The organism is Micromonospora sp. NPDC049114, assembly GCF_040648635.1.
Classification (GTDB): Bacteria; Actinomycetota; Actinomycetes; order Mycobacteriales; family Micromonosporaceae; genus Micromonospora.
In genome coordinates this window covers 112,732-134,725 of the sequence record NZ_JBEZEA010000006.1, presented here as the reverse complement: position 1 = coordinate 134,725, position 21,994 = coordinate 112,732, and the positions used below count along the sequence as shown (strand labels likewise).

15 protein-coding genes and 1 pseudogene are annotated in these 21,994 nt (G+C 73.9%); 8 read left to right on the top strand and 8 right to left on the bottom strand.

What is annotated here, in order from left to right; genetic code table 11:
- Positions 1–225: 225 nt before the first annotated feature.
- The 5 genes and pseudogenes from AB0B39_RS19155 (at position 226) to AB0B39_RS19135 (ending at position 6,362) form a co-directional block, all read left to right on the top strand.
- Positions 226–540 (top strand): hypothetical protein, encoded by a 315-nt coding sequence (locus AB0B39_RS19155; protein WP_007466099.1) that lies wholly within the window; start codon positions 226–228, stop codon positions 538–540.
- Between the two features lie 13 nt (positions 541–553).
- A complete protein-coding gene (locus AB0B39_RS19150; protein WP_007466101.1) occupies positions 554–916 on the top strand; it encodes a hypothetical protein in 363 nt (120 codons plus the stop codon).
- 49 nt (positions 917–965) lie between these two features.
- Positions 966–2,717 (top strand): annotated as a pseudogene (locus AB0B39_RS19145) (hypothetical protein); the annotation flags it as partial.
- A gap of 335 nt (positions 2,718–3,052) precedes the next feature.
- Positions 3,053–5,614 (top strand): FtsK/SpoIIIE domain-containing protein, encoded by a 2,562-nt coding sequence (locus AB0B39_RS19140; protein WP_357574956.1) that lies wholly within the window; start codon positions 3,053–3,055, stop codon positions 5,612–5,614.
- A 46-nt stretch (positions 5,615–5,660) separates the two neighbouring features.
- Entirely contained in the window at positions 5,661–6,362 is a 702-nt protein-coding gene (locus AB0B39_RS19135) for a hypothetical protein (RefSeq protein WP_357575049.1), read from the top strand.
- 116 nt (positions 6,363–6,478) lie between these two features.
- On the opposite strand, the gene folE is transcribed toward AB0B39_RS19135, so the two are convergent.
- From folE to AB0B39_RS19115, 4 genes are all read right to left on the bottom strand, one after another.
- The gene (gene folE / locus AB0B39_RS19130; RefSeq protein ID WP_234587526.1) at positions 6,479–7,144 is read right to left on the bottom strand and encodes a GTP cyclohydrolase I FolE; all 666 of its coding nucleotides are present in this window, start codon (positions 7,142–7,144) and stop codon (positions 6,479–6,481) included.
- Positions 7,145–7,179: 35 nt separating this feature from the next.
- The gene (gene ftsH, locus AB0B39_RS19125; RefSeq protein ID WP_234587425.1) at positions 7,180–9,198 is read right to left on the bottom strand and encodes an ATP-dependent zinc metalloprotease FtsH; all 2,019 of its coding nucleotides are present in this window, start codon (positions 9,196–9,198) and stop codon (positions 7,180–7,182) included.
- A gap of 571 nt (positions 9,199–9,769) precedes the next feature.
- The gene (gene hpt / locus AB0B39_RS19120) at positions 9,770–10,345 is read right to left on the bottom strand and encodes a hypoxanthine phosphoribosyltransferase (RefSeq protein ID WP_030328005.1); all 576 of its coding nucleotides are present in this window, start codon (positions 10,343–10,345) and stop codon (positions 9,770–9,772) included.
- Between the two features lie 100 nt (positions 10,346–10,445).
- On the bottom strand, positions 10,446–10,595 hold the full coding sequence (locus AB0B39_RS19115) for a hypothetical protein (RefSeq protein ID WP_234587421.1): 150 nt from the start codon (positions 10,593–10,595) through the stop codon (positions 10,446–10,448).
- Between the two features lie 138 nt (positions 10,596–10,733).
- On the opposite strand from AB0B39_RS19115, the gene AB0B39_RS19110 reads away from it, so the two are divergent.
- Positions 10,734–11,714, top strand: a complete 981-nt coding sequence (locus AB0B39_RS19110) for a helix-turn-helix domain-containing protein (protein WP_357498156.1) — start codon at positions 10,734–10,736, stop codon at positions 11,712–11,714.
- Here the strand turns inward: AB0B39_RS19110 and tilS are convergent.
- From tilS to dacB, 3 genes are all read right to left on the bottom strand, one after another.
- Positions 11,701–12,693, bottom strand: a complete 993-nt coding sequence (tilS, locus tag AB0B39_RS19105; RefSeq protein ID WP_357574955.1) for a tRNA lysidine(34) synthetase TilS — start codon at positions 12,691–12,693, stop codon at positions 11,701–11,703. The two genes, AB0B39_RS19110 and tilS, sit on opposite strands and share 14 nt — an antisense overlap.
- Before the next feature lie 10 nt (positions 12,694–12,703).
- On the bottom strand, positions 12,704–13,774 hold the full coding sequence (locus AB0B39_RS19100) for a zinc-dependent metalloprotease (protein WP_357498152.1): 1,071 nt from the start codon (positions 13,772–13,774) through the stop codon (positions 12,704–12,706).
- Between the two features lie 160 nt (positions 13,775–13,934).
- On the bottom strand, positions 13,935–15,377 hold the full coding sequence (gene dacB / locus AB0B39_RS19095) for a D-alanyl-D-alanine carboxypeptidase/D-alanyl-D-alanine-endopeptidase (RefSeq protein WP_357575048.1): 1,443 nt from the start codon (positions 15,375–15,377) through the stop codon (positions 13,935–13,937).
- A 569-nt stretch (positions 15,378–15,946) separates the two neighbouring features.
- Between dacB and AB0B39_RS19090 the strand changes: the two genes are divergently transcribed.
- Entirely contained in the window at positions 15,947–16,453 is a 507-nt protein-coding gene (locus AB0B39_RS19090) for an inorganic diphosphatase (RefSeq protein ID WP_234583300.1), read from the top strand.
- Between the two features lie 31 nt (positions 16,454–16,484).
- Here the strand turns inward: AB0B39_RS19090 and eccD are convergent, their stop codons facing one another.
- Positions 16,485–17,888 carry a type VII secretion integral membrane protein EccD gene (eccD, locus tag AB0B39_RS19085; protein ID WP_357498150.1) on the bottom strand — a complete coding sequence of 468 codons (1,404 nt, stop codon included), beginning with the start codon at positions 17,886–17,888 and terminating at the stop codon, positions 16,485–16,487.
- A gap of 101 nt (positions 17,889–17,989) precedes the next feature.
- On the opposite strand from eccD, the gene eccCa reads away from it, so the two are divergent.
- On the top strand, positions 17,990–21,964 hold the full coding sequence (gene eccCa / locus AB0B39_RS19080; protein ID WP_357574954.1) for a type VII secretion protein EccCa: 3,975 nt from the start codon (positions 17,990–17,992) through the stop codon (positions 21,962–21,964).
- Positions 21,965–21,994 lie beyond the last annotated feature (30 nt).

Here is a 21,994-nt window from a genome sequence, read left to right as displayed (position 1 = left end):
TTGTCGCATAGCGGGGCGGCCCGTACGCTTTGGAATTGGCCAGCATCGAGATGGCGAAGCTTGGAGGGAGGGCCGAAGCGGGGGAAAACCGCCCAAACCTCGCCACCCTCCGTGGTGAGTAACGAACGCAGGGTCAAGAACGCTGCGCCCTGTGGAGCACATTTCCCGCCAGGCTCGTCCATTGCACCGCTGCGGCACCGCCGGCCGCGCTATGGGGAGGTTCCAGTGATCGCCTTCGAGCTCATGGAGACGGCGTCTTCCGGCGTCGCCCACGCGCTCTCCACTCTGGCGTCGGCTCCACTCGCGGAGCCGGCACCGAAGGGGATCGACACCAGCGGTGTCGTCACCTTCTTCGCCAGCAAGATCGCGCCGATCCTGCTCGCCGTCCTGGGCGTCATCTTCATCGGTCGCGCCAGCCGAGGCGAGATCTCCAAGGTGCTGACCAGCTCCGCGATCGCCATCGTCGGGCTCGCCTTCATCGCCGGCGCGGCAACACTCTTCTTCGTCGGCGATTACCTGATCGACCTGATCTTCGAATAGGCGCGTTCACCAGATGCGGCTACGCACCGACGACGACATCTACCGGGCCCGCCTGGTCTACCTCGGGCCGCCCGGCTACACCCTTCCGGTCCACCTGCCCTACGCCCAGTACGGGCTCTTCATGCTGCTCGTCCCCCTCTACATGTTCATCCACTGGCTGTTCACGTTGACTGTCGAGCTCTTCCCAGCGTGGGAGATCGCGCTAGCCATCGTGACCACGTCGTTCATCTTCCGGCACGTCGACCCCGACCGGCCGGCGCGGGTGGTCATCCGCACCGCGCTGACCGACTGGCGACGCACCCGGGAGCCGGCGATCGAGCAGCGCGACCCGCGTCTGGTCGGCAGCCGGATCAGGATCCGGGAGGAGCTGGCATGACCGGGCGTACGCCGAGCGGTCTGTTGCACGACGCGGGTGAGGCGGTCGCATGAGTCGCTCGTCCCCGCCGGGTCCCCCGGCCGGCCGCCCGGCCGTGCCGGCCAGTCACCGTGCGCAGTCATTTGATTACCCCGACGCCGAGGATGAGGTGGCGCTCGATCCCGCGCTGGTGACCTCGCCCGGCCACGGCGCGGTAGGTGTGTTCCAGGCACCTCGGCCGGTCACCCGCCGGACGCCGCCCGCCGAGCCCAGCACGGTCTCGGCCGGCGAGAACGCCGACATCGACTCGCCGTTCCTGGACCTGTTCGGTGGCGCGCGACCTGGTGGTCCACGGGCCGTGACGGCAGGCCCCGCGACCCGGAGCCAGCCGGCGATCCCGCAGCAGCCGCCCGCGGCCGCCCCGACGCCGGCCCGGCCGGCTCCCGAGTTGGAGCCACCGTGGACGCCCGACGACCGGTCCACCAGCGACCGGCAGGCCGTCGAGCCACGACGGGCGGACGTCTACCCGGCCGGTGAATCCCGGGTGCCGCATCAGGCGGGCGACCGCCACCCGATGCCGCACTCCTCGGACGACCCCGAGCCGAGCGCCGCAGCCATCGGCTCGGCACCTCGGACGTCCAGCACCGCGCCCGTCGCCCCACCGGCGGCATCGGTGCGGCGTCCGACCGCCCCGCAGGACCGGCCGACCGTGCCGGCGGAACGGCCGGCCACCGCCGCCCCGAGCGACCGGCCGGCGCTGGAGCGGGCGCCACGCCGCTCCGGGTCGGAGCGGTCCAGGGAGGCCGGGAAAGAGGTCGCACCGCCCCGTCAGCGGGCCGCGAGCAACCAGGACCGGCCGATCAAGCCGACCCGCGTCCGGGCTCCGAAAATCAAATTCGGCGACCGGGATCCGTCGGTCGAGCTGGCAATCACCGAGATCGCCGGCCACCTGACCTTCACCCCCAACACGGTCACCGCCTGGTACTGGCTGCCCGAGGTCCGCTGGGCCTTCCGCCCGGACGCCGAGCGTGAGGCGCTGTTGTCGGCGATCTCCGAGCAGTACGCGGGCCTGGCCGGCTTCCGGCTGCACCTGCGCCGGACCACCCGACCGTTCCCCGCCGACGAGTGGGCGCGCACCATCGACGCGCACACCCCGGCACCGCTGCCCGACGTGGCCGGCACCACCGGCTGGGCGGACCACCTGGTCGCCGCCCAGCGGCACCTGATGGCCGTCAACCACGCCGAGGGGCAGACCTACCTGGGCGTCACCTTCGCCCGCCGCTCCCTCGGCGACTCCATGACCGAACGCCTGCTCCGCACCTTCGGCCGGGGCACCGCCGAGGGCGAGCGCCGCAAGCTGGGTCGCACCGTGGAACAGTTCGACGAGGTGCTCGGCGCGTTCGGCATGCGCGGCCGACGAGTCACCGCCCAGGAGCTGGAGTGGCTGCTCTACCGCTCGGTGGCGCTGTGCATGGCACCCCCGGGCCGGCTATCTCCGGTGACCGACGGGCACTGGGAGCGCGGTGACCTGCTCGCGCTGACCGAGCAGGTCGAGCGCTACCGCACCCCGTACGGCTCGACAGTGAAACTGGTCAACCGGATGACCGGCGAGGAACGGCACGTGGCCGTGCTCGCCGTCGGCCGGATGGAGCCGCTGGAGATCCCGGAGCGGCACGAGCCCTGGCTGCACTTCCACGAGCGCCTGCCCTGGCCGATGGAGATCTCCACCCGGGTCGACATCCTCGGTTCCGGCGACTCGTTCCGCAATCTCGAACACCGGCTGCGGATGATCCGCTCCCAGCAGCTCGACTACGCCGAGCACCCCACCGACCACGGTGAGGACGGTTCGCAGTCGGCGGCGGCGCGGTTGTGGTGCCGGCGCTGGCGGGGCCGGCGGCAGCTGCTCGGACGGAGTCCGTTGGGCCGGTACGCGGGAGACCTGGGAACCGGCGGGGGGCTGCACTGATTCCACCTCCTGAAGTTATCGGCTGGACGGCCCGGAGCCAATGCCTCAGATCCAGCGGATCGTGACGGACCCCTCCCCACCGGTGAGATCCGCGACAACACCGGCGCACCGCCGTGGTACCTCCCGGAGGAGCGGCTCGGGCTGGGATACCGTCACTGCTCGGGGAGGGGTTGCCAACCTCGGGTGAGGGGGTGGACACGGTGGCCGGTCCGAAGGCACGCACGAACCGGGCGGCGGCGCTGCACCGCCGGGCCGCAGCTGTCGTGACCGCCGCGGCCGGCATCCTCGACGAGACTCGACCGGCCCCCGCGGATCAGCGCCGCCAGTACGAGTTGGCCGACCGGCTGCGGGTGGTTGCCGCGCGGCTGGCGCCGGGCTGGTCGGGCGCCAATCTGGACTCGCTCACCGTGGATTCGCCGGCGGGTGACGGCCCGCCTCCCTTCGTGCGGGTGGGTACGGCGGCGCCGTTGGATGACGCCCGCTTCCCGGCGCTCGTGCCGCTGATCGGGGTCGGCCATCTGAGCGTGGACGCCGATGCGCGGGAGCCCCGGGTGGCGGGGTTGCTGCGGGCCGTGCTGCTGCGGTTGCTGGGCGGGGCGCCGGCCGGTGCGCTGCTGGTGCGCGCGGTGGACGCCACGGGTGCGGTGCTGACGCCGTTCGCCGCACTGGGCGATGCCGGGCTGCTGCCGCCACCGGCGGTGGACGTGGCGGGTCTGCGGGCGGTGTTGACGGAGGCGGAGCAGTGGGTGACCCCGGGTGCGAGCGGGCGTCGTCGCCACGATCGCACCCTGCTGCTGGTGGTCGCCGCGTTGCCGGAGCTGACCGGCCCGACCGACCTGGCCCGGATCGAGGCGCTGGCCGAGCAGGGGCCCGCAGCCGGCCTGCACCTGGTGGTGGCCGGTTGGCCGCCGCCGGGCCCGTACGCGTCCCGGGCGCCGTTGCCGCAGGCGACCTCGCTGGTGCTGCGCAACGCGTACGCGCTGCTCGGCGACCCGCCGGGGGCGTCGTTCGCGAGCCCCGGTGCCGAGCCACCGGGCGGGTTGAACTCACCGGTCTTCGTGGAGACGGACCCGCCGGCGGATCTCGTCGACGCGGTCTGTCGACGGCTCGCCGCCCAGGTGGAGGCGGGTTCCCGGCTGGCGTTGGCCGATCTCCTGCCGGCGACGGGTGAGCAACTCTGGGAGGCGGACTCCTCGGACAGCCTCACCACGATGGTGGGTGACGCCGGGGGCCGGCCGGTGCCGCTGGGCTTCACCGAGTTGACCCCGCACTGGCTGGTCAGCGGCCGTTCCGGGGCGGGACGTGCGGCGTTCCTGACCACCGCGCTGCTGGGGCTCGCTGCGCGGTACGGCCCGGACGACCTGGCGCTGTACCTGGCGGATCTGGGCGACGGCGAGTCGTTCGTGGAGTTTCTGCAGACCGAGCGCGACCGCTCCTGGATCCCGCACGTGCGGGCTGCGGCGATGGCCGCCGACCGGGAGTACGTCCGGGACCTGCTCGACCAGTTGACGGCCGAGGTGCAGCGCCGTGCGGAGGCGGCCGGGCGGGCCGGGGGGCAGCGCTTCGCGGAGCTGCGCCAGCACCGCTCGCTGCCCCGCATCGTCTGTGTGGTGGACAATGTGCCGCTGCTCTTCGCTGAGCGGGATCGGCTGGCCGGCGAGCTGACCGCGCAGGTGGACCAGCTGGCCCGCACCGGTCGGGCGTACGGCGTACACCTGGTGCTGGCCGGCGCGGGTGAGCTGGGGTTGAGTGGCCGAGCGGACGCCGGGCACCGGGATTCGGTTCTCGGACAGTTCCCGGTGCGGGTGGCGTTGCCGGGTGGCGGTCCGGTGCTGGAGCCGACCAACGACTCGGCCGCGGGGCTGCCGGTGGGCAGCGCGGTGGTGAACACCGCCGGAGGGCTGGGTGGCCCCCGGGGCGCGATCCGTGGCCACGAGCGGTTGATCCGGCACCCGGATCCGCTGGACCATCCGGAGGTCGTCGAGCAACTGCGGCACGAGCTGTGGGCGGCCCGGCCGGCCGGGTCGGCGCCACCTGTGGTGTTCGCCGGTTACGCTCGCCCGCTGCTGAGCAACGATCCGCGGCACCGGGCGGCCCTGGCGGGCCAGGCGCACGGGCCGGCGGCTCTGCTCGGCCGGGCGGCGGACGTGGCCCGTACGACGGTTGCCGTTCCGATGGGGCCGGCGGCCGGTCGGAACCTCGCCGTGCTGGGCTCGGGACCGGCGGCGGGTGGCCTGTTGGCGACGGCGGCCCGGAGCACCGCAGCTCATCACCTGCCGGGCACCGCCCGGTTCCTGGTGGCCGCGCCGGACCAGGGGTCACGCCCACTGGCGGAGGAGTTGACGGCCGAGCTGGCCGCCCGCCATCCGGCGTGCCTGGTGGACGTGCCGACGCTGCTCGCGGACACCGACGGGGAGCTGCCGACGTACCTGGTGGTCTTCGGGTTGGATCGGCCCGGGCCGCGGGAGTTGCCGGCCGACCGGCTGCGCGCGCTGCTGCGGGACGGGCCGCCGGCGGGCCGGCACCTGCTGGGGTGGTGGCGGGCGGTGCCGCCGTTCGCCGCGCTGTTGGAGCCGGACGGCGAGGTCGACAAGCTCGCCGCCGTCGTGGTGCTGGACGTGCCGGCGGCGCAGCTCGCCGCCGTCTTCGGCCGGCCGGTCCAGTGGCGGGCGAACCCGGAGCGGGCGGCGCTGTGGGACGGTCCGGACGAGCGGGGCACGGTCCTGGTGCCGTTCGCCGACGGGGTGGGGTGAGCGGGCGGTGCGCGCGGGAGGTGTCGGTGTGGGGTCGAACGCTACGGTGACCGGGCCGGGGCGGCAGCGGACCGCCGGGTCGGACGGCGATGGCACGCCGGCGGCTGCCGAACCCGTCAGCGGGTGGGCCGAGTATCTGGCGGCGGCGCGGCAACTGGATGCGATCCGGCGCGGCGCGGCTGCCGCTGCCGGTGAGCAGGCCCGCTCGGCGGAGGCCGCCCGGGAGGAACTGACTGTCGTGCGTGCCGGGCTGGCGAGTCAGCAGGAGCGGCTGCGGGAGCGCGGCGTACCGGCGATCTCGCTGGTGCCGTCGCCGCCGGAGCTGACCGAGGCGGCCCGGTCGATGGCCGGCGGTCCGGCCGCCGTGCTGGCGGCGCTGCGGGCCGCGCGGGGTCAGGCCGAGGCCGCGGACGCGGCGTTGGCCGCACGCCGCGGCCTCCGACCGGCCTCCTGGCCCGCGCGGGCGCGCAACCTCCTGGTGTACGGGCCGTTGGCGCTGCTGGTGCCGCTGATCCAGGTCATCGTGTACGCGACGACGGGTACTGGCCCGGCCAGCGTGGCAGCCTTGATCGCTGGGCTCCCGATGCCGGCGGTCGCCTTCGTCGCCGGCTGGGTGGGTGTGGGTCGGGTGTTCCGCGCCAGCCCCGGCGAGCGGCTGGACCGGACGGTACGCCTCGGTGCGCTGGTCTGTCTGGTGCCGGCGGTGCTGGTCACGGCCGGCCTGCTGCTGGCCCTGCTGGCCGGCTGACCCGCCGCCGCGCAGGTCAAACCGAACCGAGCGCCGGCCACCGCAGAGGCGACACCGGAGATGCGACGGCCGGCCACCCCGGGAGGGGACGGCCGGCCGTTGTCGCGTTCGCCAGGTCAGCGGGGGATGATCAGCGCCATCGCCTCGGCCCGCGACTTGGAGTCGGACTGCAGGATGCCGCGCACCGCCGAGGTGATGGTCTTGGCACCGGACTTCTGGATGCCCCGCATCGCCATGCACATGTGCTCGCATTCGAGCACGACGACGACGCCGCGCGGGGCGAGCTTGCTCATCAGCAGGTCGGCGACCTGCGAGGTGAGCCGCTCCTGCACCTGGGGTCGGCGGGCGAAGACCTCCACGAGGCGGGCCAGCTTGGACAGGCCGGTGATCCGCCCGTCCGGGCCGGGGATGTAGCCGATGTGCGCGCTGCCCCGGAACGGCAGCAGGTGGTGCTCGCAGAGGCTCATCACGTCGATGTCCCGGACGATCACCAGCTCTTCGTGGTTAGCCTCGAAGGTGGTGCTGAGCACCTGGGCCGGGTCGACGCGCAGGCCGGCGAAGAGCTCGGCGTACGCGCGGGCCACCCGGGCCGGGGTCTGCTGGAGCCCGTCGCGGTCCGGGTCCTCGCCGACGGCGATCAGGATCTCCCGGACGGCCTTCTCGATCCGGCCGAGGTCGACTGCGTCCTCGACCGGGCGGCCGGTCAACCGGCCGCTGATCAGCCGGGCGGCAACGTAGTCCAGCCCGTCGTCGCCGTCGGGCTCGGTCGCGGAAACGGCCAGCTCCCGGTGCGGGGAGCTGGCCGTCGGGTCGTCGCTCAGTGCGTACCGTCCGAGTTGTTGGACGGCGTGCCGCCGCCAACGGACGCCTGCGCGCCGTCGGCCTGGGCCTGCGCCTTGAGCTTGTCCTTCTCCGCAGGGGTGAGCACGGGCGGCTCGGTGGACGGCTGGCGCTTGCCGAAGCCGTTGTACGGAGCCAGCGGCGGGCGCTTGACGACCCGCGCGCAGATCCGCGCCATGTCGGCCGTGGAGAGGGTCTCCTTCTCCATCAGCTCGAGCACGATGCTGTCCAGGACGTCCCGGTATTCCACCAGGATCTCCCAGGCCTCGTCGTGCGCCAGCTCGACAAGTGCCCGCATCTCGCCGTCGATCTCGGCGGCCACCGAGTCCGAGTAGTCCCGCTCGTGGCCCATGTTGCGGCCGAGGAACGGCTCGTCCCCGCTCGTGCCGTACTTGATCGCGCCGAGCTTCGAGCTCATGCCGTACTGGGTGATCATCGCGCGGGCCAGCTGGGTGGCCTTCTCGATGTCGTTGCCGGCACCGGTGGTGGGCTCGTGGAAGACCAGCTCCTCAGCGGCCCGGCCGCCCAGCGCGTACGCCAGGGTGTCGATCATTTCGGCGCGGGTCTGGGTGTACTTGTCCTCGGTCGGCAGCACCAGGGTGTGGCCCAGCGAGCGGCCGCGGGACAGGATCGTCACCTTGTGCACCGGCGCGGCGTGCGGCAGCGCCCAGGCGACCAGCGCGTGCCCACCCTCGTGGTACGCGGTGATCTTCTTTTCCTGGTCGCTCATCACCCGGGTCCGTCGCTGCGGACCGGCGATCACCCGGTCGATCGACTCCTCCAGGGAGTCGTTGGTGATCGCCCGCTGGTCCTTGCGGGCGGTGAGCAGGGCCGACTCGTTGATCACGTTGGCCAGGTCGGCGCCGCTGAAGCCCGGGGTACGCCGCGCCACCGAGTCGAGGTCGACGTCGGGGGTGAACGGCTTGCCCTTGGCGTGCACCCGCAGGATGGCCTTGCGGCCCTCCATGTCGGGGGCGTCCACCGGGATCTGCCTGTCGAACCGGCCCGGGCGCAGCAGCGCCGGGTCGAGGATGTCCGGCCGGTTGGTGGCCGCGATCAGGATGACCCCGCCCTTGGTGTCGAAGCCGTCCATCTCGACGAGCAGCTGGTTGAGCGTCTGCTCCCGCTCGTCGTGGCCGCCGCCCATGCCGGCGCCGCGGTGGCGGCCGACGGCGTCGATCTCGTCGACGAAGACGATCGCCGGGGCGTTCGACTTGGCCTGCTCGAAGAGGTCGCGGACCCGGCTCGCGCCGACACCGACGAACATCTCGACGAAGTCGGAGCCGGAGATCGAGTAGAAGGGCACCCCGGCCTCGCCGGCGACCGCGCGGGCCAGCAGGGTCTTGCCGGTGCCGGGCGGGCCGAACAGCAGCACGCCCTTCGGGATCTTGGCGCCCAGGGCCTGGTACTTCGCGGGGTTCTGCAGGAAGTCCTTGATCTCGTGCAGCTCCTCGACGGCCTCCTCGGCACCCGCGACGTCCGCGAAGGTCGTCTTCGGAGTGTCCTTGGTGATCATCTTCGCCTTGGACTTGCCGAAGTTGAGCACCCGGGAGCCGCCGCCCTGCATCTGCGACATGAAGAACAGCAGCAGGAGCACGAGCAGCGCGATAGGCAGCAGGTTGACCAGCAGGCTCACCCAGATGCTGTCCGACGAGACCTTGGCGTCGGCCGGGCCGGTGACCCGGTTGGCCGCCTTGGCGTCCAGCACCTCATTCCAGATCTCGTCCCCAGCCTGGTACGGGAACTGGGCCTCGATCCGGTCGGTGTTGGTGTCACCGAACTTGGTCTTGTTCTTCAGGTCCAGCTGGAGCGTCTGCTCCTTGTCCTGGAAGACGACCTTGTTGATCTGGGCGGTGTGGAGCTGGTCGAGCGCAACGGAAGTGTCCACGCGGTGGTAGCTGGGACCAGCGGTGAACAGCTGACTGAGCACAACGGCGCCGAGGATGACCAGGATGATCCAGACCACCGGTCGGCGGAAGAAACGCGTACGTTCCATACTGTTGTCGAGCGCCGGAGCGCCCGCATCCTCCTGATCGACGTCCTGACCGTCTGATGGTGTCGCCGCCCTGGGCGGCGTCGGAGCCGCCGTGCGGGCCGGCCTCGACCCCGAGGCGCGAAAACTGCCGCGCCGCGGTCATTCGACGGTACACCGTGTACGCGAGGAGTGAGCTTGCGAGCCCCGCAGTGGTGCATCAATCGAAGGCCCGTGCACGTGAGGAGCAGGCCCGCGAGTCCCACCCCCGGCTGTCCGTCGCCATCGACGACGGGCTCCGTGAGCGGCCTCGCCAGCCCCGCACCAGGCGTACGGCGGGTCCGGGCAAGAACCGGCGTGGCGGGGAATCCGGCCCGGCCACCCGCACGCCCGGTCACGCGGTCGAGGGGCCGGGCGCGAAGTTGCCTCCGCGCCACCGGGCTCCACGGTAACCGGAACAGCTGAGAGCCCGCTGAACGTCGGCTTGACGAATACCGATGCGAGTTGCTCTCACTCGGCCGGGGCGCGACCCGTCCGGGCCGGGCCGGGCGGCGCCAGGACCAGGCGAGCGGCAGCCAGAACCGGCTGCCGGCCGTCAGGACCGGGCGTAGACCTCGGGCTTGAGCACCCCGACGTAGGGCAGCTCCCGGTACCGCTCGCCGAAGTCGAGGCCGTACCCGACCACGAACTCGGTGGGGATGTCGAAGCCGACGTACTTCACCGGCACCGGCACCTTGACCGCGTCCGGCTTGCGGAAGAGCGCGACCACCTCGACGCTCGCCGCCGAGCGCGACTCCAGGTAGCGCAGCAGCCAGGAGAGCGTCAGGCCGGAGTCGACGATGTCCTCCACGACCACGACGTGCCGACCGGCGATGTCCCGGTCGAGGTCCTTGAGGATGCGGACCACCCCGGAGGAGGTGGTGCCCTGGCCGTAGGACGAGATGGCCATGAAGTCGAGTTCGGCCGGGGGGCCGTTGCGGCCCAACGCCCGGGCGAAGTCCGCCATGAACATCACCGCACCCTTGAGCACGCAGACCAGCAGCAGTCCGTCGCCCACGTGGGCGTAGTCGGCGGAGACCTGCTTGGCCAGCTCCGCTGTCTTCTCGCGGATCTGCGCCTCGGAAATGATCACGTGGTCGATGTCGGCGTCGTACCAGGAGCCGTCAGCCATGACTCCTAGCCTGCCGTACGTCCGATGGCCTCCGTCGGCGGGGCCGCACCTTTCGGCGCGGTCCCGCCGGGGATCTTCGGCGCAAAGGCCATCAAACGCATCAGCTGGTGCGAGACCGCCAGCGGCGGCCGTCCTCGCTGGGCTTCCAGTCGGCCGAGTCGTGGCTGTCCGCGGTGAGGCCGGCCGCCGAGGCGGCGACGAGCAGGACGAGGAACAGGAGGAAGAGCAGGAACTCCATGGCGGCGCTCACTTTCGCATGGTTGCTGTCGGTTTCGCCGCCGGTGCGCACCGGACTGAGACCAGTCTCCGCCGACTCCCGCCGGCCGGACAGTGGCAGAGATGCCACTGGGCATCGATTTACTGCCACCTCTGGGGTTACCCTCGTCACATGCTCCGATCCGTCGCCGTCCTCGCCCTCGACCAGGTCGCCCCCTTCGAGCTCGGCGTGCTGGCCGAGGTGTTCGGCACCGACCGGACGGCCGACGGCTTCCCGGGGTACCGGTTCGACGTGTGCAGCCCCGACGGCGCTGCCGTCCGGACGTCCGCCGGCTTCCACCTCACCCCGAACGCCGACCTCGGCCCGCTGGAGGAGGCCGACCTGGTGGCCGTCCCCGCGCACAGCGCGGGCACCGTCATCCCCGACGCGGTGCTCGACGCGCTGCGCCGCGCCGACGCGCGCGGCGCGCACCTGTTCAGCGTCTGCTCCGGCGCCTTCCTGCTCGGCGCTGCGGGCCTGCTGGACGACCGGGAGTGCACCACCCACTGGCGCTACGTCGACGAGCTGCAGCGCCGGCATCCCCGCGCCCGGGTGCGCTGCAACTCGCTCTACGTCCAGGACGGCCGGCTGCTCACCAGCGCCGGCACCGCGGCCGGCATCGACGCCTGCCTGCACCTGATCCGCCAGGTGCACGGCTCGGCCACCGCGACCCGGCTGGCCCGGCGGATGGTGGTCCCGCCGCACCGCGACGGCGGCCAGTCGCAGTACGTCGAGGCACCCATCCCCCGGGCCCCCGAGGCGCCCACGCTCGAACCGGTGCTGGAGTGGCTGATGGGGCACCTGGACCGGGCGATCACAGTGGAGGAGCTGGCCGCCCGCGCCGGCATGGCCCCGCGCACGTTCGCCCGCCGGTTCCGCGCCGAGACCGGCACCACCCCGCACGACTGGCTCACCAACCAGCGGGTGCTGCTCGCCCGGCGACTGCTGGAGGAGACCCCGTTGAGCGTGGAGGCCGTCGCCGACCAGGCCGGCTTCAGCGACGCCGCCGCGCTGCGCCACCACTTCAGCCGCCGGGTCGGCGCCACCCCGCACAGCTACCGGACCACCTTCCGGGACCGGGCCGACGCCGCCGGGGCGCTCAGCCCGAGCTGAGGGCCGTCAGCCGGTCGCCACGACGGAGTACGCGGACACCCCCGGGCAGGTCGGTGGGACCCTGACCGTGCCAGTCGGTGACCAGGGCGTCCAGCGCGGCGACGTGCCGATGCGACAGCGCCCCGGGCACCGCGCCCAGCTCCCGTGCCCAGGCGTGCAGCACCCGGGTGCGTACGGCGGCGGCCAGACCGGCCAGCTCCGGCACCGCGAGCCCACCGGCGGCGTGCCGGGCCGCCGCCAGCGCCGCCGCCGCCGTCTCGTCGAGGGCGGCGTTGTCCGCCGCCACCAGCCGGGCGGTACGCGCCAGGTTGTCCACCACGCCCGGCCCGAGCGCCCGCACCAACGCCGGCAGCACGTCGGCGCGCACCCGGGAGCGGGCGTACGACGGGTCGGTGTTGTGCGGGTCCTGCCACGGGCTGAGCCCGAGCGCGGCACAGGCAGCGCGGGTCTGCTCCCGACCGATCTCCAGCAGCGGCCGCAGCAGCGGCACCCCGCCCAGGTCACGTCGGCCGGGCATGCCGGCCAGCCCGCGTGGACCGGCGCCCCGGGCGAGCGCGAGCAGCACGGTCTCCGCCTGGTCGTCGCGGGTGTGCCCGGTGAGCACCGCGACCGCCTCGTGCCGCCGAGCCGCCTCGGTCAACGCCTCGTAGCGGGCCTCCCGGGCCGCCGCCTCGGGGCCACCCACCCGGCCGGCCACCTCGACCCGGGCGACGGTCACGGGCGCGAACCCGGACTCGCGGGCCCAGCCGGCCACCGCCTCCGCGCGCTGCGCCGAGCCGGCCTGCAGGCCGTGGTCGACGGTCACCAGACCGGCGGGCCGACCCAGCCGGGGCGCCACGAACACGGCCGCCGCCGCCAGGGCCAGCGAATCGGCCCCACCGGAACAGGCGACCAGCACCGGGCCGCCGGCCGGCAGGTGAGTCAGCGCGCGACGGACCGCCACCCGGATCGCGGCCACCGGCGGCGCGAGCGCGCCCATCGACTGACGGTCAGCCGGCGGCCGGTACGGTGCCGGCCGGCCCGTGCACACGCGCCACCCAGGCGTCCGGGTCGCCCAGCTCGGACAACCGGGGCAGGGTCAGCGGCGAGTTGAAGATCGAGTTGAAGCCCGGCATGCCGACCCGCTCGACCACACCGTGCACGAACTTGCGGCCCTCGGCGTACTGACGCATCTTGACGTCCACCCCGAGCAGCCGACGGATCGCCTTCTCCAACGGGTTACCTGCCTCGCGACGCCTGTTGAACGACGACCGGATGCGCTCCACGCTCGGGATCACCTGCGGGCCGACGCCGTCCATCACGAACTCGGCGTGCCCCTCCAGCAGGGTCATCAGGGCGGTGAGCCGGTCGAGGACGGCCCGCTGCGCCGGGGTCTGCACGATGTCCAGCACGCTCGTGCGGCTCTCCGGGTCACGGACCGCCTCGGACAGCGTCGCCACCCCGCGTCGCAGCCGCTCGACGAGGTGCTCGCCGCCGCTGGACGAGGCGTCGACGAACGCCTGCACCTCGCTGAGGAAGTAGGCCCGCATCCACGGCACGGCGGTGAACTGCGTCCGGTGGGTGACCTCGTGCAGGCAGACCCACAGCCGGAAGTCCCGGGGGTCGGCGCCGAGCTTGCGCTCCACCTCGACGATGTTCGGCGCCACCAGCAGCAGTTGGCCCGGGTCGGCGGAGAAGACCTCGTACTGGCCGAGCACCCGGCCGGAGAGGTAGGCCAGCACGGTGCCGGCCTGCACCCCGGTCAGCCGGGACCCGATCGCCTCGGTGAGCGCGCCGGGCGGCTTGTCACCGGACAGCCGGCTGACCAGCGGAGTGATCACCTCACGCAGCCCGGCGATGTTGGTGGCCGCCCAGTCCCGGCGGTCGACGACCCGCACCGGCGGGTGCGCCACCTGCGCCCGCAGCCCCGTGTAGTCGGCCACGTGCCCGGCCGCCTCCTCGGTCAGCCGACGCAGGTCGCCGACCACGTCGGTGGCCTCGGAGTACGACACCCGGGGGCCCGACTTGCTCAACGCCCCCGCGGTCGCGGCGGCCAGATCCCAGTCCACGAACTGCGCCATGAACCCACCGTACCCGCGTCGCGACACCCCGGCCCGGGCTCGCGTCGGCGATCGACGCCGGTCGCGGCCCCCGCACCGGCCGGGTGACCGGCCCGGACGAGGTCAGCGGTAGCCACGGCACGCCATCACCCGCCGGGGGTGAGACCCGCCCCGACGACGGTCAGCGGCAACCGCAGCCGGCCAGCGCGGCCGCGATGCGGTCCAGCGCCGGTTGGGCGGTGTCCGTCCCGCCGGGCACCTTGTCGGTGAGCACCGCGAACGTGAGCAGCCGGCCGTCGGCGGTGGTGACCAGGCCCGCGATGGCGTGCACCCCGGTCAGGGTGCCGGTCTTGGCGCGGACGGCGCCCGCCCCGGCGGCGGTGCCGGGAGCACCCCGGTACCGCTCGCCCAGCGTGCCGGACCAGCCGCCCACGGGCAGACCGCCGAAGACGCCGGCCAGCTCCGGGTGGTCCGGGCTGGCGGCCAGCCGGATCAGGTCGGTGAGCAGCGACGGGCTGATCCGGTTCTTGCGGGACAGCCCACTGCCGTCGGAGAGGGTGATCTCCTCGGCGGGCAGGCCCAGCGCCGCCACCTCGGCGTCCATCGCGGCGGCGGCGCCGTCGAACGAGGCCTTCTGGCTGCGGGCCAGCGCCACCTGGCGGGCCAGCGCCTCGGCCAGCAGGTTGTCACTCTCGCTGATCATGATGTCGACCAGCCGGATCAACGGCGGCGACTGCACCGCGCCCAGCTCCGTACCGGGAGGCGGGGTGCCACCGGCGGCGGTGGCCAGGGCCGGGGCCGTGCCCCGCTTGACGGTGCTGGTGGGTACGCCGAGCAGCCGGGCGAACGACCGGCCGGCGGCGAGGTCCGGCTCGGCGACCCGCTCGGCGCCGCCGGGCTCGGCGCCCGGGTCCTTGCGCGCACCGTCGGTCATCAGCGCGGTCACCGCGCCGCCGTACCCGCCGGTCGGGATGTCGTCGTCCCAACCGGGGCCGTACAGCGGGCCGGAGTAGATCGTGCCGTCGACGGTGACGCTGGTCGGGGCCGTGCCGCCGAGCGCGGTGCGCACCTGCGCGGCCAGGTCGTCCAGGCGTGCCGCGCCGGGGTAGTAGCCCTTCTTGTCGACCGCGAGCGTGGGGTCGCCACCACCGACGATCACCACCTCGCCGGGCTTGGCGCCGGCCACCGCCCGGGTGGGGATCCGGTACCCGGGCCCGCGGGCGGCCAACACGGTCACCGCGGTCGCCAGCTTCGTCACCGAGGCGGGCACCGTCCCGTCGTCCGCCCCCTTGGCGAACAGCGTCTGACCGGTGGTCACGTCGGCCACCGAGACGTTCACCCGGTCGCCCAGGGCGGGGACACCGACCAACGGGTCCAGCGCGGCCCGTACGCCGTCGGGCGCGGGCAGCGGGGCGTTCGGGTCGGGCCCGTCCAGCACGTCCGCCGGGTCGGGTTCCGCGGCGGGGCCGGCGGCGGCCTGCGTGGACGCCGCCTCCTCACCCAACCAGCCGGCGACCGGGCCGGGCCGGGTCACCACGACGCCGACACCCGTCAGCACGAGCAGCACCACCAGTGCCAGCACGGTCACCAGCCGCCGGCGGCGGCGTGGCGGGGACGGCGCCAGCGGCGGCTCGGCGTCGGCCGGCGCCGGCAGCGCGGAGATCGGCGGGCCCAGCGGCGGTACGCCGGTCGGAATGCGGACAGTCGGGCCGTCACCGGACGGTGCGCCAGCCCGGGCAGGGCTGGCCGGGGCGGAGCCTGCCGGGGCGGGGCTGGTCGGCTGTGCGCCGTTCGGCGGGGCGCTCGTGGGACGGTCTCCACCGCCGAGGACCGGGAAGCGACCGCTGTTCGGCCCGGCGGAATTCGCCTCCGACGGGCGCCACGGCAGTGGCGGAGGCCGCTCGGGCACCGACTCCTCGGGCGGCCGGGGAAGGTGGGCGTCGGGCACCGGCACCCGTCCGGTGGCGCCGCCGGAGCCGGATCGTCCGGTACCACGCGCGGTGCCCCCGTCCGGGCGGTAGTGTGAATCTTCCCTCCCCACGACCCCCTCCTCCCCCAGCGAAAATCGGCTTGGGTGACACTACTTCGGTCCGAAGACTATGCGGCGGCCGGAGTCGGCGGGTGGGCATTCACCTGTCCGGAGGGTCGCCAGTGGTTCCGTTAGCCAGCGTGGGCAGACGAGGGAGCGTGCAGATGGATTTCGACGTGACGGTTGAGATCCCCAAGGGTCACCGGAACAAGTACGAGGTGGACCACAAGACCGGCCGCATCCGGCTGGACCGCACCCTGTTCACGTCCACGCAGTACCCGGCGGACTACGGGTTCATCGAGGAGACGCTGGGCGAGGACGGCGACCCGCTGGACGCGCTGGTGCTGGTCCCCGAACCGACCTTCCCGGGCTGCCTCATCCGCTGCCGGACCATCGGCATGTTCCGGATGACCGACGAGAAGGGCGGCGACGACAAGGTCCTCTGCGTGCCCTACGAGGACCCCCGCCAGGAGCACCTGCGCGACATCCACCACCTGGGTGAGTTCGACCGCCTGGAGATCCAGCACTTCTTCGAGGTCTACAAGGACCTGGAGCCCGGTAAGTCGGTCGAGGGCGCGACCTGGGTCGGCCGCACCGAGGCCGAGGCCGAGATCCGGGCCTCCTACCAGCGGGCCCGCGACGCCGAGGCGCGCGGCGAGTCCGCCCACTGACGATCGCTTACCGACCGGGCCCGGGAGCCGCTCAACCGAGCAGCCCCCGGGCCCGGTCGTACAGGTCGAGCACCGCGCAGGCGACCGGCACCACGGCGACCACCAGGGCCGTGTCGGTGAGGTCCGCGACCCTTGCGAGGTACGGCGAGACCGCTCGCCGGGCGTAGCCGGTGCCGGCGGCCACGGTCACCAGGCCCAGCGCCGCGCCACCGAGGACCAGCGCCAGCCGGCCGGTGTCGTCGGCCCGGTCGAGAAGCACCGCACCCAGCACCGCGTAGCCGGCGAGCCCGGCGAGCACCGTCGGCACCCGGTGCCGCAGCGCCACGAACAGCCGCGAGCGCAGCAGCAGCACCGCCGAGACCACGGCCACCAGCACCGGGCCGGCGGTCCCACCGGCCACCCCGAGGATGACCGCCGCGCCCACCGCCAGCACGGCGTGCCCGAGCAGCATCCCGGTCAGCACCTCCTCGGTGCGGGTGACGGCCGCGTGCACCCGACCCCGGTCCGGCAGGTCCCGGGGGCGCTCCGGCTCGGCGCCCGACACGGCGGCCGGCAGGGTGATCGGCGGTAACGGCAGCTTGCCCAACCGGATGGCGAGCAACGGGATCGCCCCCAGGGCGAAGACCAGAGCGCTGAGCAGCACCGCCGCCGTGCCGGCGGGGGTCAGCAGCAGCGCGCCGAGCGCCGCGCAGGCACCCAGCAGACCGACAGTCACGCCGGCCACGAAGACCCGCAGCCGGCTGGCCACCCCGAGCAGACCGACCAGCGCCACCAGCAGCAACGCCACCGAGCCGGTCAGCAGTTCGGGTGCGCCGACCCAGCGCACCGGTCCGAGCGGGCCGACCGGATCACCAGAGCCGATCGCCAGGGCGCCGGCGACGAAGGCGTACGGCAGGGCGTAGCCGCCGAGCGTCGCTCCCGCGGCGCCGTCGCCGTTGGCGCGGGAGGCGACCGCGCCGGCAACCGTGAGCAGCAGCGCCACCACCGCCGCCGCGAACCAGCCGCTGGGCAGCGTCGGACCGCCCGCGAGCAGCGCGAACAGCCCGACGGCGAGCGGCACGGCGGCACCGGCCAGACCGGCCACCCGGGTGGCGTCCGGTGACCACGCCCCACCCCGGCGGCGGGCGCCGTCGGCGATCGCCTCCACCACGTCGTCGTACTCCAACTCGGGCCAGTGGGCGCGGGCCGGCACCAGGTGCAGCACCTCGCCGTCGCGGACCCCCTGCGGCAGCAGCGCCTGCGCCGTCGCCAGCAGCGCCCCGTCGGTACGACGCAGCACCCAGCCGCCGTGCCGCTCGCCGTCGTCGGCCAGGCCCTCGCCGGCGTGTCGCAGCACGTCGGGCAGCAGCTCGGCCAGGGGCACCTGCTCCGGCAGTGCGACGTCGACCCGCCGTTGCGGCGCGCTGATGGTGACGCGGGCCAGCCCGGTTGTCATCGAGGGATCTCCATATCGACGGGGATCGGAGGCTGCGCGGACGACAGGACTTTACCTACGATGAGCCAGGCTCGGGTTACCCAGCGCTGTCAGGAGGCCGAGTGTCCACAGTCGTCATCAAGCGTCCGCCGCGACGGCCGGCGCCGGAGATCCCCGTCGGCGAGCTGCCCGTCGAGGCGCCGCCGGAGATCCCCGCGGTGACCGGCGGCCGGTGGCAGCAGATGCTGATGGTGCTGCCCATGCTCGGCGGCACGGTGGCGATGGCGATGATGTTCGGCCGGGGTGGCGGCGCCTACTCGTACGTGGTGGGCGGGATGTTCGGGCTCTCGTCGCTGGCGATGCTGGTCACCTCGTGGGGCAGCGCCTCGGGCACCCCGAAGAAGTCGGAGATGATGGCGGCCCGCCGGGAGTACCTGCGCCACCTGGCCACACTGCGCCGCCGGGTCCGGCAGACCGCCGGGCAGCAGCGGGCCGGCCTCTACTATCGACACCCCGACCCGGGTCGGCTGTGGTCGACGGTGGACAGCGGCCGGGTCTGGGAACGCCGTCCCGCCGACCCGGACTTCGCGGTCGTACGCGTCGCCGTCGGGCCGCAGACCCTGGCCACCCCGCTCGTCGGACCGGTCACCCGGCCGCTCGAGGAGTTGGAGCCGATGACCGCCGGCGCGCTGCGCCGCTTCCTGGACGCGTACTCCGTGGTGCCGGAGCTGCCGGTGGCCCTGTCGCTGCGCAGCTTCGCCCGGGTGCACGTGCGGACCGCCGCCGGTGGTCCGGCCGGCGGTGAACCGCCCCTCGGCGACCGGGCCGCCCAGGCCCTGGCCCGGGCGGTGCTGACCCAGCTGGCCGTGTTCCACGCCCCCGACGAGCTGCTGATCGCGGTCTGCGCCGGCCCGGAACGCCGGGCCGACTGGGAGTGGGTGAAGTGGCTCCCGCACGCGCACCATCCCTCTCGTACGGACGCGCTCGGGCCGGTGCGGCTGGTGACCTCGTCGGGCGCGGAGCTGGAACGGCTGCTCGGCGACGTGCTGGCCAGCCGGTCCCGGTTCAGCCCTGCCGGACCGGCCACCGACGGCCCGCACGTGGTGGTGGTCCTCGACGGCGGCGACCTGACCGGCGCCACCGACCTGACCGGCGACGGCGGCATCGACGCGGTCACCGTGCTGGACCTGGACACTCCGCCGCCCCGCCTGCTCGACCGGTACGCGCTGCTGTTGGAGCTGCGCGGTCGGCGGCTGCACTCGTGGTCGGTGGAGGGGCACGCGGAGGTCGGCACCGCCGACCACCTCGACCTCGCCGACGCCGAGGCGGTCGCCCGGCGGTTGGCGCCGCTGCGGCTGGCCGGCGCGGCCCGCGGCCCGGACGCCCCGCTCCAGGTCGAGCTGGGCCTGCCGGAGCTGCTCGGCCTCGGCGATCCGGAGAGCTTCACCGCCGAGCAGGGCTGGGCGCCGCGCTCGGCCCGGGACCGACTGCGGGTGCCGATCGGGGTGGGTGTCGACGGCGGCGCCATCGAGCTGGACCTCAAGGAGTCCGCCCAGGACGGGATGGGCCCGCACGGCCTGCTCATCGGGGCCACCGGGTCCGGCAAGTCCGAGCTGCTCCGCACGCTGGTGCTGGGGTTGGCGGCGACGCACAGCAGCGAGCAGCTCAACTTCGTCCTGGTCGACTTCAAGGGCGGCGCCACCTTCGCGCCGTTCGACCGGCTGCCGCACACCGCCGCCGTGATCACCAACCTGGCCGACGCGCTGCCCCTGGTCGACCGGATGGTCGACGCGATCAACGGGGAGCTGGTCCGCCGGCAGGAGCTGCTGCGCCGTGCCGGCAACTTCGCCAGCGTGCGCGACTACGAGCGGGCCCGCGCGGCCGGCAGTCCACTCGCGCCGCTGCCGTCGCTGCTGCTGATCTGCGACGAGTTCTCCGAACTGCTCTCCGCCAAGCCGGACTTCATCGACCTGTTCGTGCAGATCGGCCGCCTGGGCCGGTCGCTGGGCGTGCACCTGCTGCTCGCCAGCCAACGCCTGGAGGAGGGCCGGCTGCGCGGGCTCGACACCCACCTGTCGTACCGGATCGGGTTGCGCACCTTCTCCGCGCTGGAGTCCCGGACGGTGCTCGGTGTGCCGGACGCGCACGAGCTGCCCCGCTCGCCGGGCTACGGCTACCTGCGGGCCGGCACCGATCCGCTGGCCCGTTTCAAGGCCGCGTACGTCTCCGGAACGGTGCGCCGCCGCGCCGCGACGGCGGGGGCCTCGGCCGGCGGCGGCGCCCGCCTGCTCACGTTCACCACCCACGCCGTGCCGCTGCCCGAGCCGGCCACCCCGGCCCTGACCATGGTCGCCGAGGACGAGGGCGATCGGGAGACCCTGCTCGACCTGCTGGTCGACCGGCTCGTCGGGCAGGGCCCGCCCGCCCACCAGGTGTGGCTTCCGCCGCTCGGCGAGCCACCGGCCCTGGACGAGCTGGTGGGCCCCGTCGAGGTGGACCAGGCGCGCGGACTCACCGTGGGCAACCCCGAGCTGCACGGTGCGCTGGGGGTGCCGGTGGCGGTGGTGGACCGGCCGTTGGAGCAGCGGCGGGACCTGCTCTGGCTGACCCTGGACGGCGCGGCCGGACACGTCGCGGTCGTCGGTGCGCCGCAGAGCGGCAAGTCCACCGTGCTGCGCACGCTGATCTGCGCGTTGGCGCTCACCCACACTCCGGCCGAGGCGCAGGTCTACTGTCTCGACTTCGGCGGCGGTGGCCTCGCGGCGTTGCGCGATCTGCCGCACGTGGGCGGGGTGGCCGGCCGCGCCGATCCGACCGCCGTGCGGCGCACGGTCGGCGAGATGACGACAGTGCTGGCCGAGCGGGAGCGCCGGTTCGCGGAGCTGGGCGTGGAGTCGATGGCCGCGTACCGGCAGCGTCGCGCCACGGCGGGTACGACCAGCCAGCCGGGCGCCGACCCGTTCGGCGACGTCTTTCTGGTGATCGACGGCTGGAGCACCGTCCGCGGCGAGTACGACGACCTGGAACCGCTGGTCACCGACCTGGCCACCCGGGGCCTGTCGTACGGGGTGCACGTGGTCGCCACGGCGCTGCGCTGGCTGGACTTCCGCCCGGCGATCCGGGACCTGTTCGGCTCCCGGTTGGAGCTGCGCCTCGGCGATCCGGCCGACTCCCTGGTGGCCCGGCGGGCGGCGGCGAACGTGCCGGAGCGCCCCGGCCGGGGGGTGACGGCGGAGAGCCTGCACTTCCTCACCGCGCTCCCGCAGCTCGCCGCCCCGGGCGGGGGCACCACAGACCTCGTCAAACGGATCGCCGACTGCTGGGCCGGGCCGGTGGCCCCCCGGGTCCGGCTCCTCCCGCCGGTGCTGCCGTACGCCGACCTGGATCTGGCCGCGACGACCGGGCTGCGGCTGCCGATCGGGATCGCCGAGGCGGACCTGCGGCCGGTGCTGCTCGACTTCGCGAGTGAGCCGCACTTCGTGGTCTTCGGGGACGCGGAGTGCGGCAAGTCGACGTTCCTGCGGGCGCTGGCCACCTCGATCACCACCCGGTTCGCGCCGGAGGAGGCCCGGGTGATCCTGGTCGACTACCGGCGCAGTCTGCTCGGCGCCATCGAGACGCCGCACCTCATCGGGTACGGCACGGCCGCCGCGCACACCGCCGACCTGGTCGAGTCGGCCGTCGGATACCTGGAGCGGCGGGCTCCGGGGCCGGAGGTCACTCCGGCCCAGTTGCGGGACCGGTCCTGGTGGTCGGGACCGGAACTGTTCGTGCTCGTCGACGACTACGACCTGGTGGCGGCGGGGCCGGCGAACCCGTTGCGGGCCCTGGAGGAGCATCTGCCGCACGCCCGCGACGTCGGGCTGCACCTGGTGCTGGCCCGCCGCTCCGGAGGCGCGGGACGTTCCCAGTACGAGCCGATCGTGCAGCGGCTGCGGGAGCTCTCCACCGCCGGGCTGGTGATGGCGGGCAGCCCCGAGGAGGGTGCGCTGGTCGGCCCGGTGCGGCCCGGACCGCTGCCGGCGGGCCGTGGTCGGCTGGTCACCCGACGGGAGGGCGTACGCCTCGTGCAGCTCGCACATCTGCCGCCACCATGACCTGTCTCCGTAGTTCCTCCCGTGACGGGT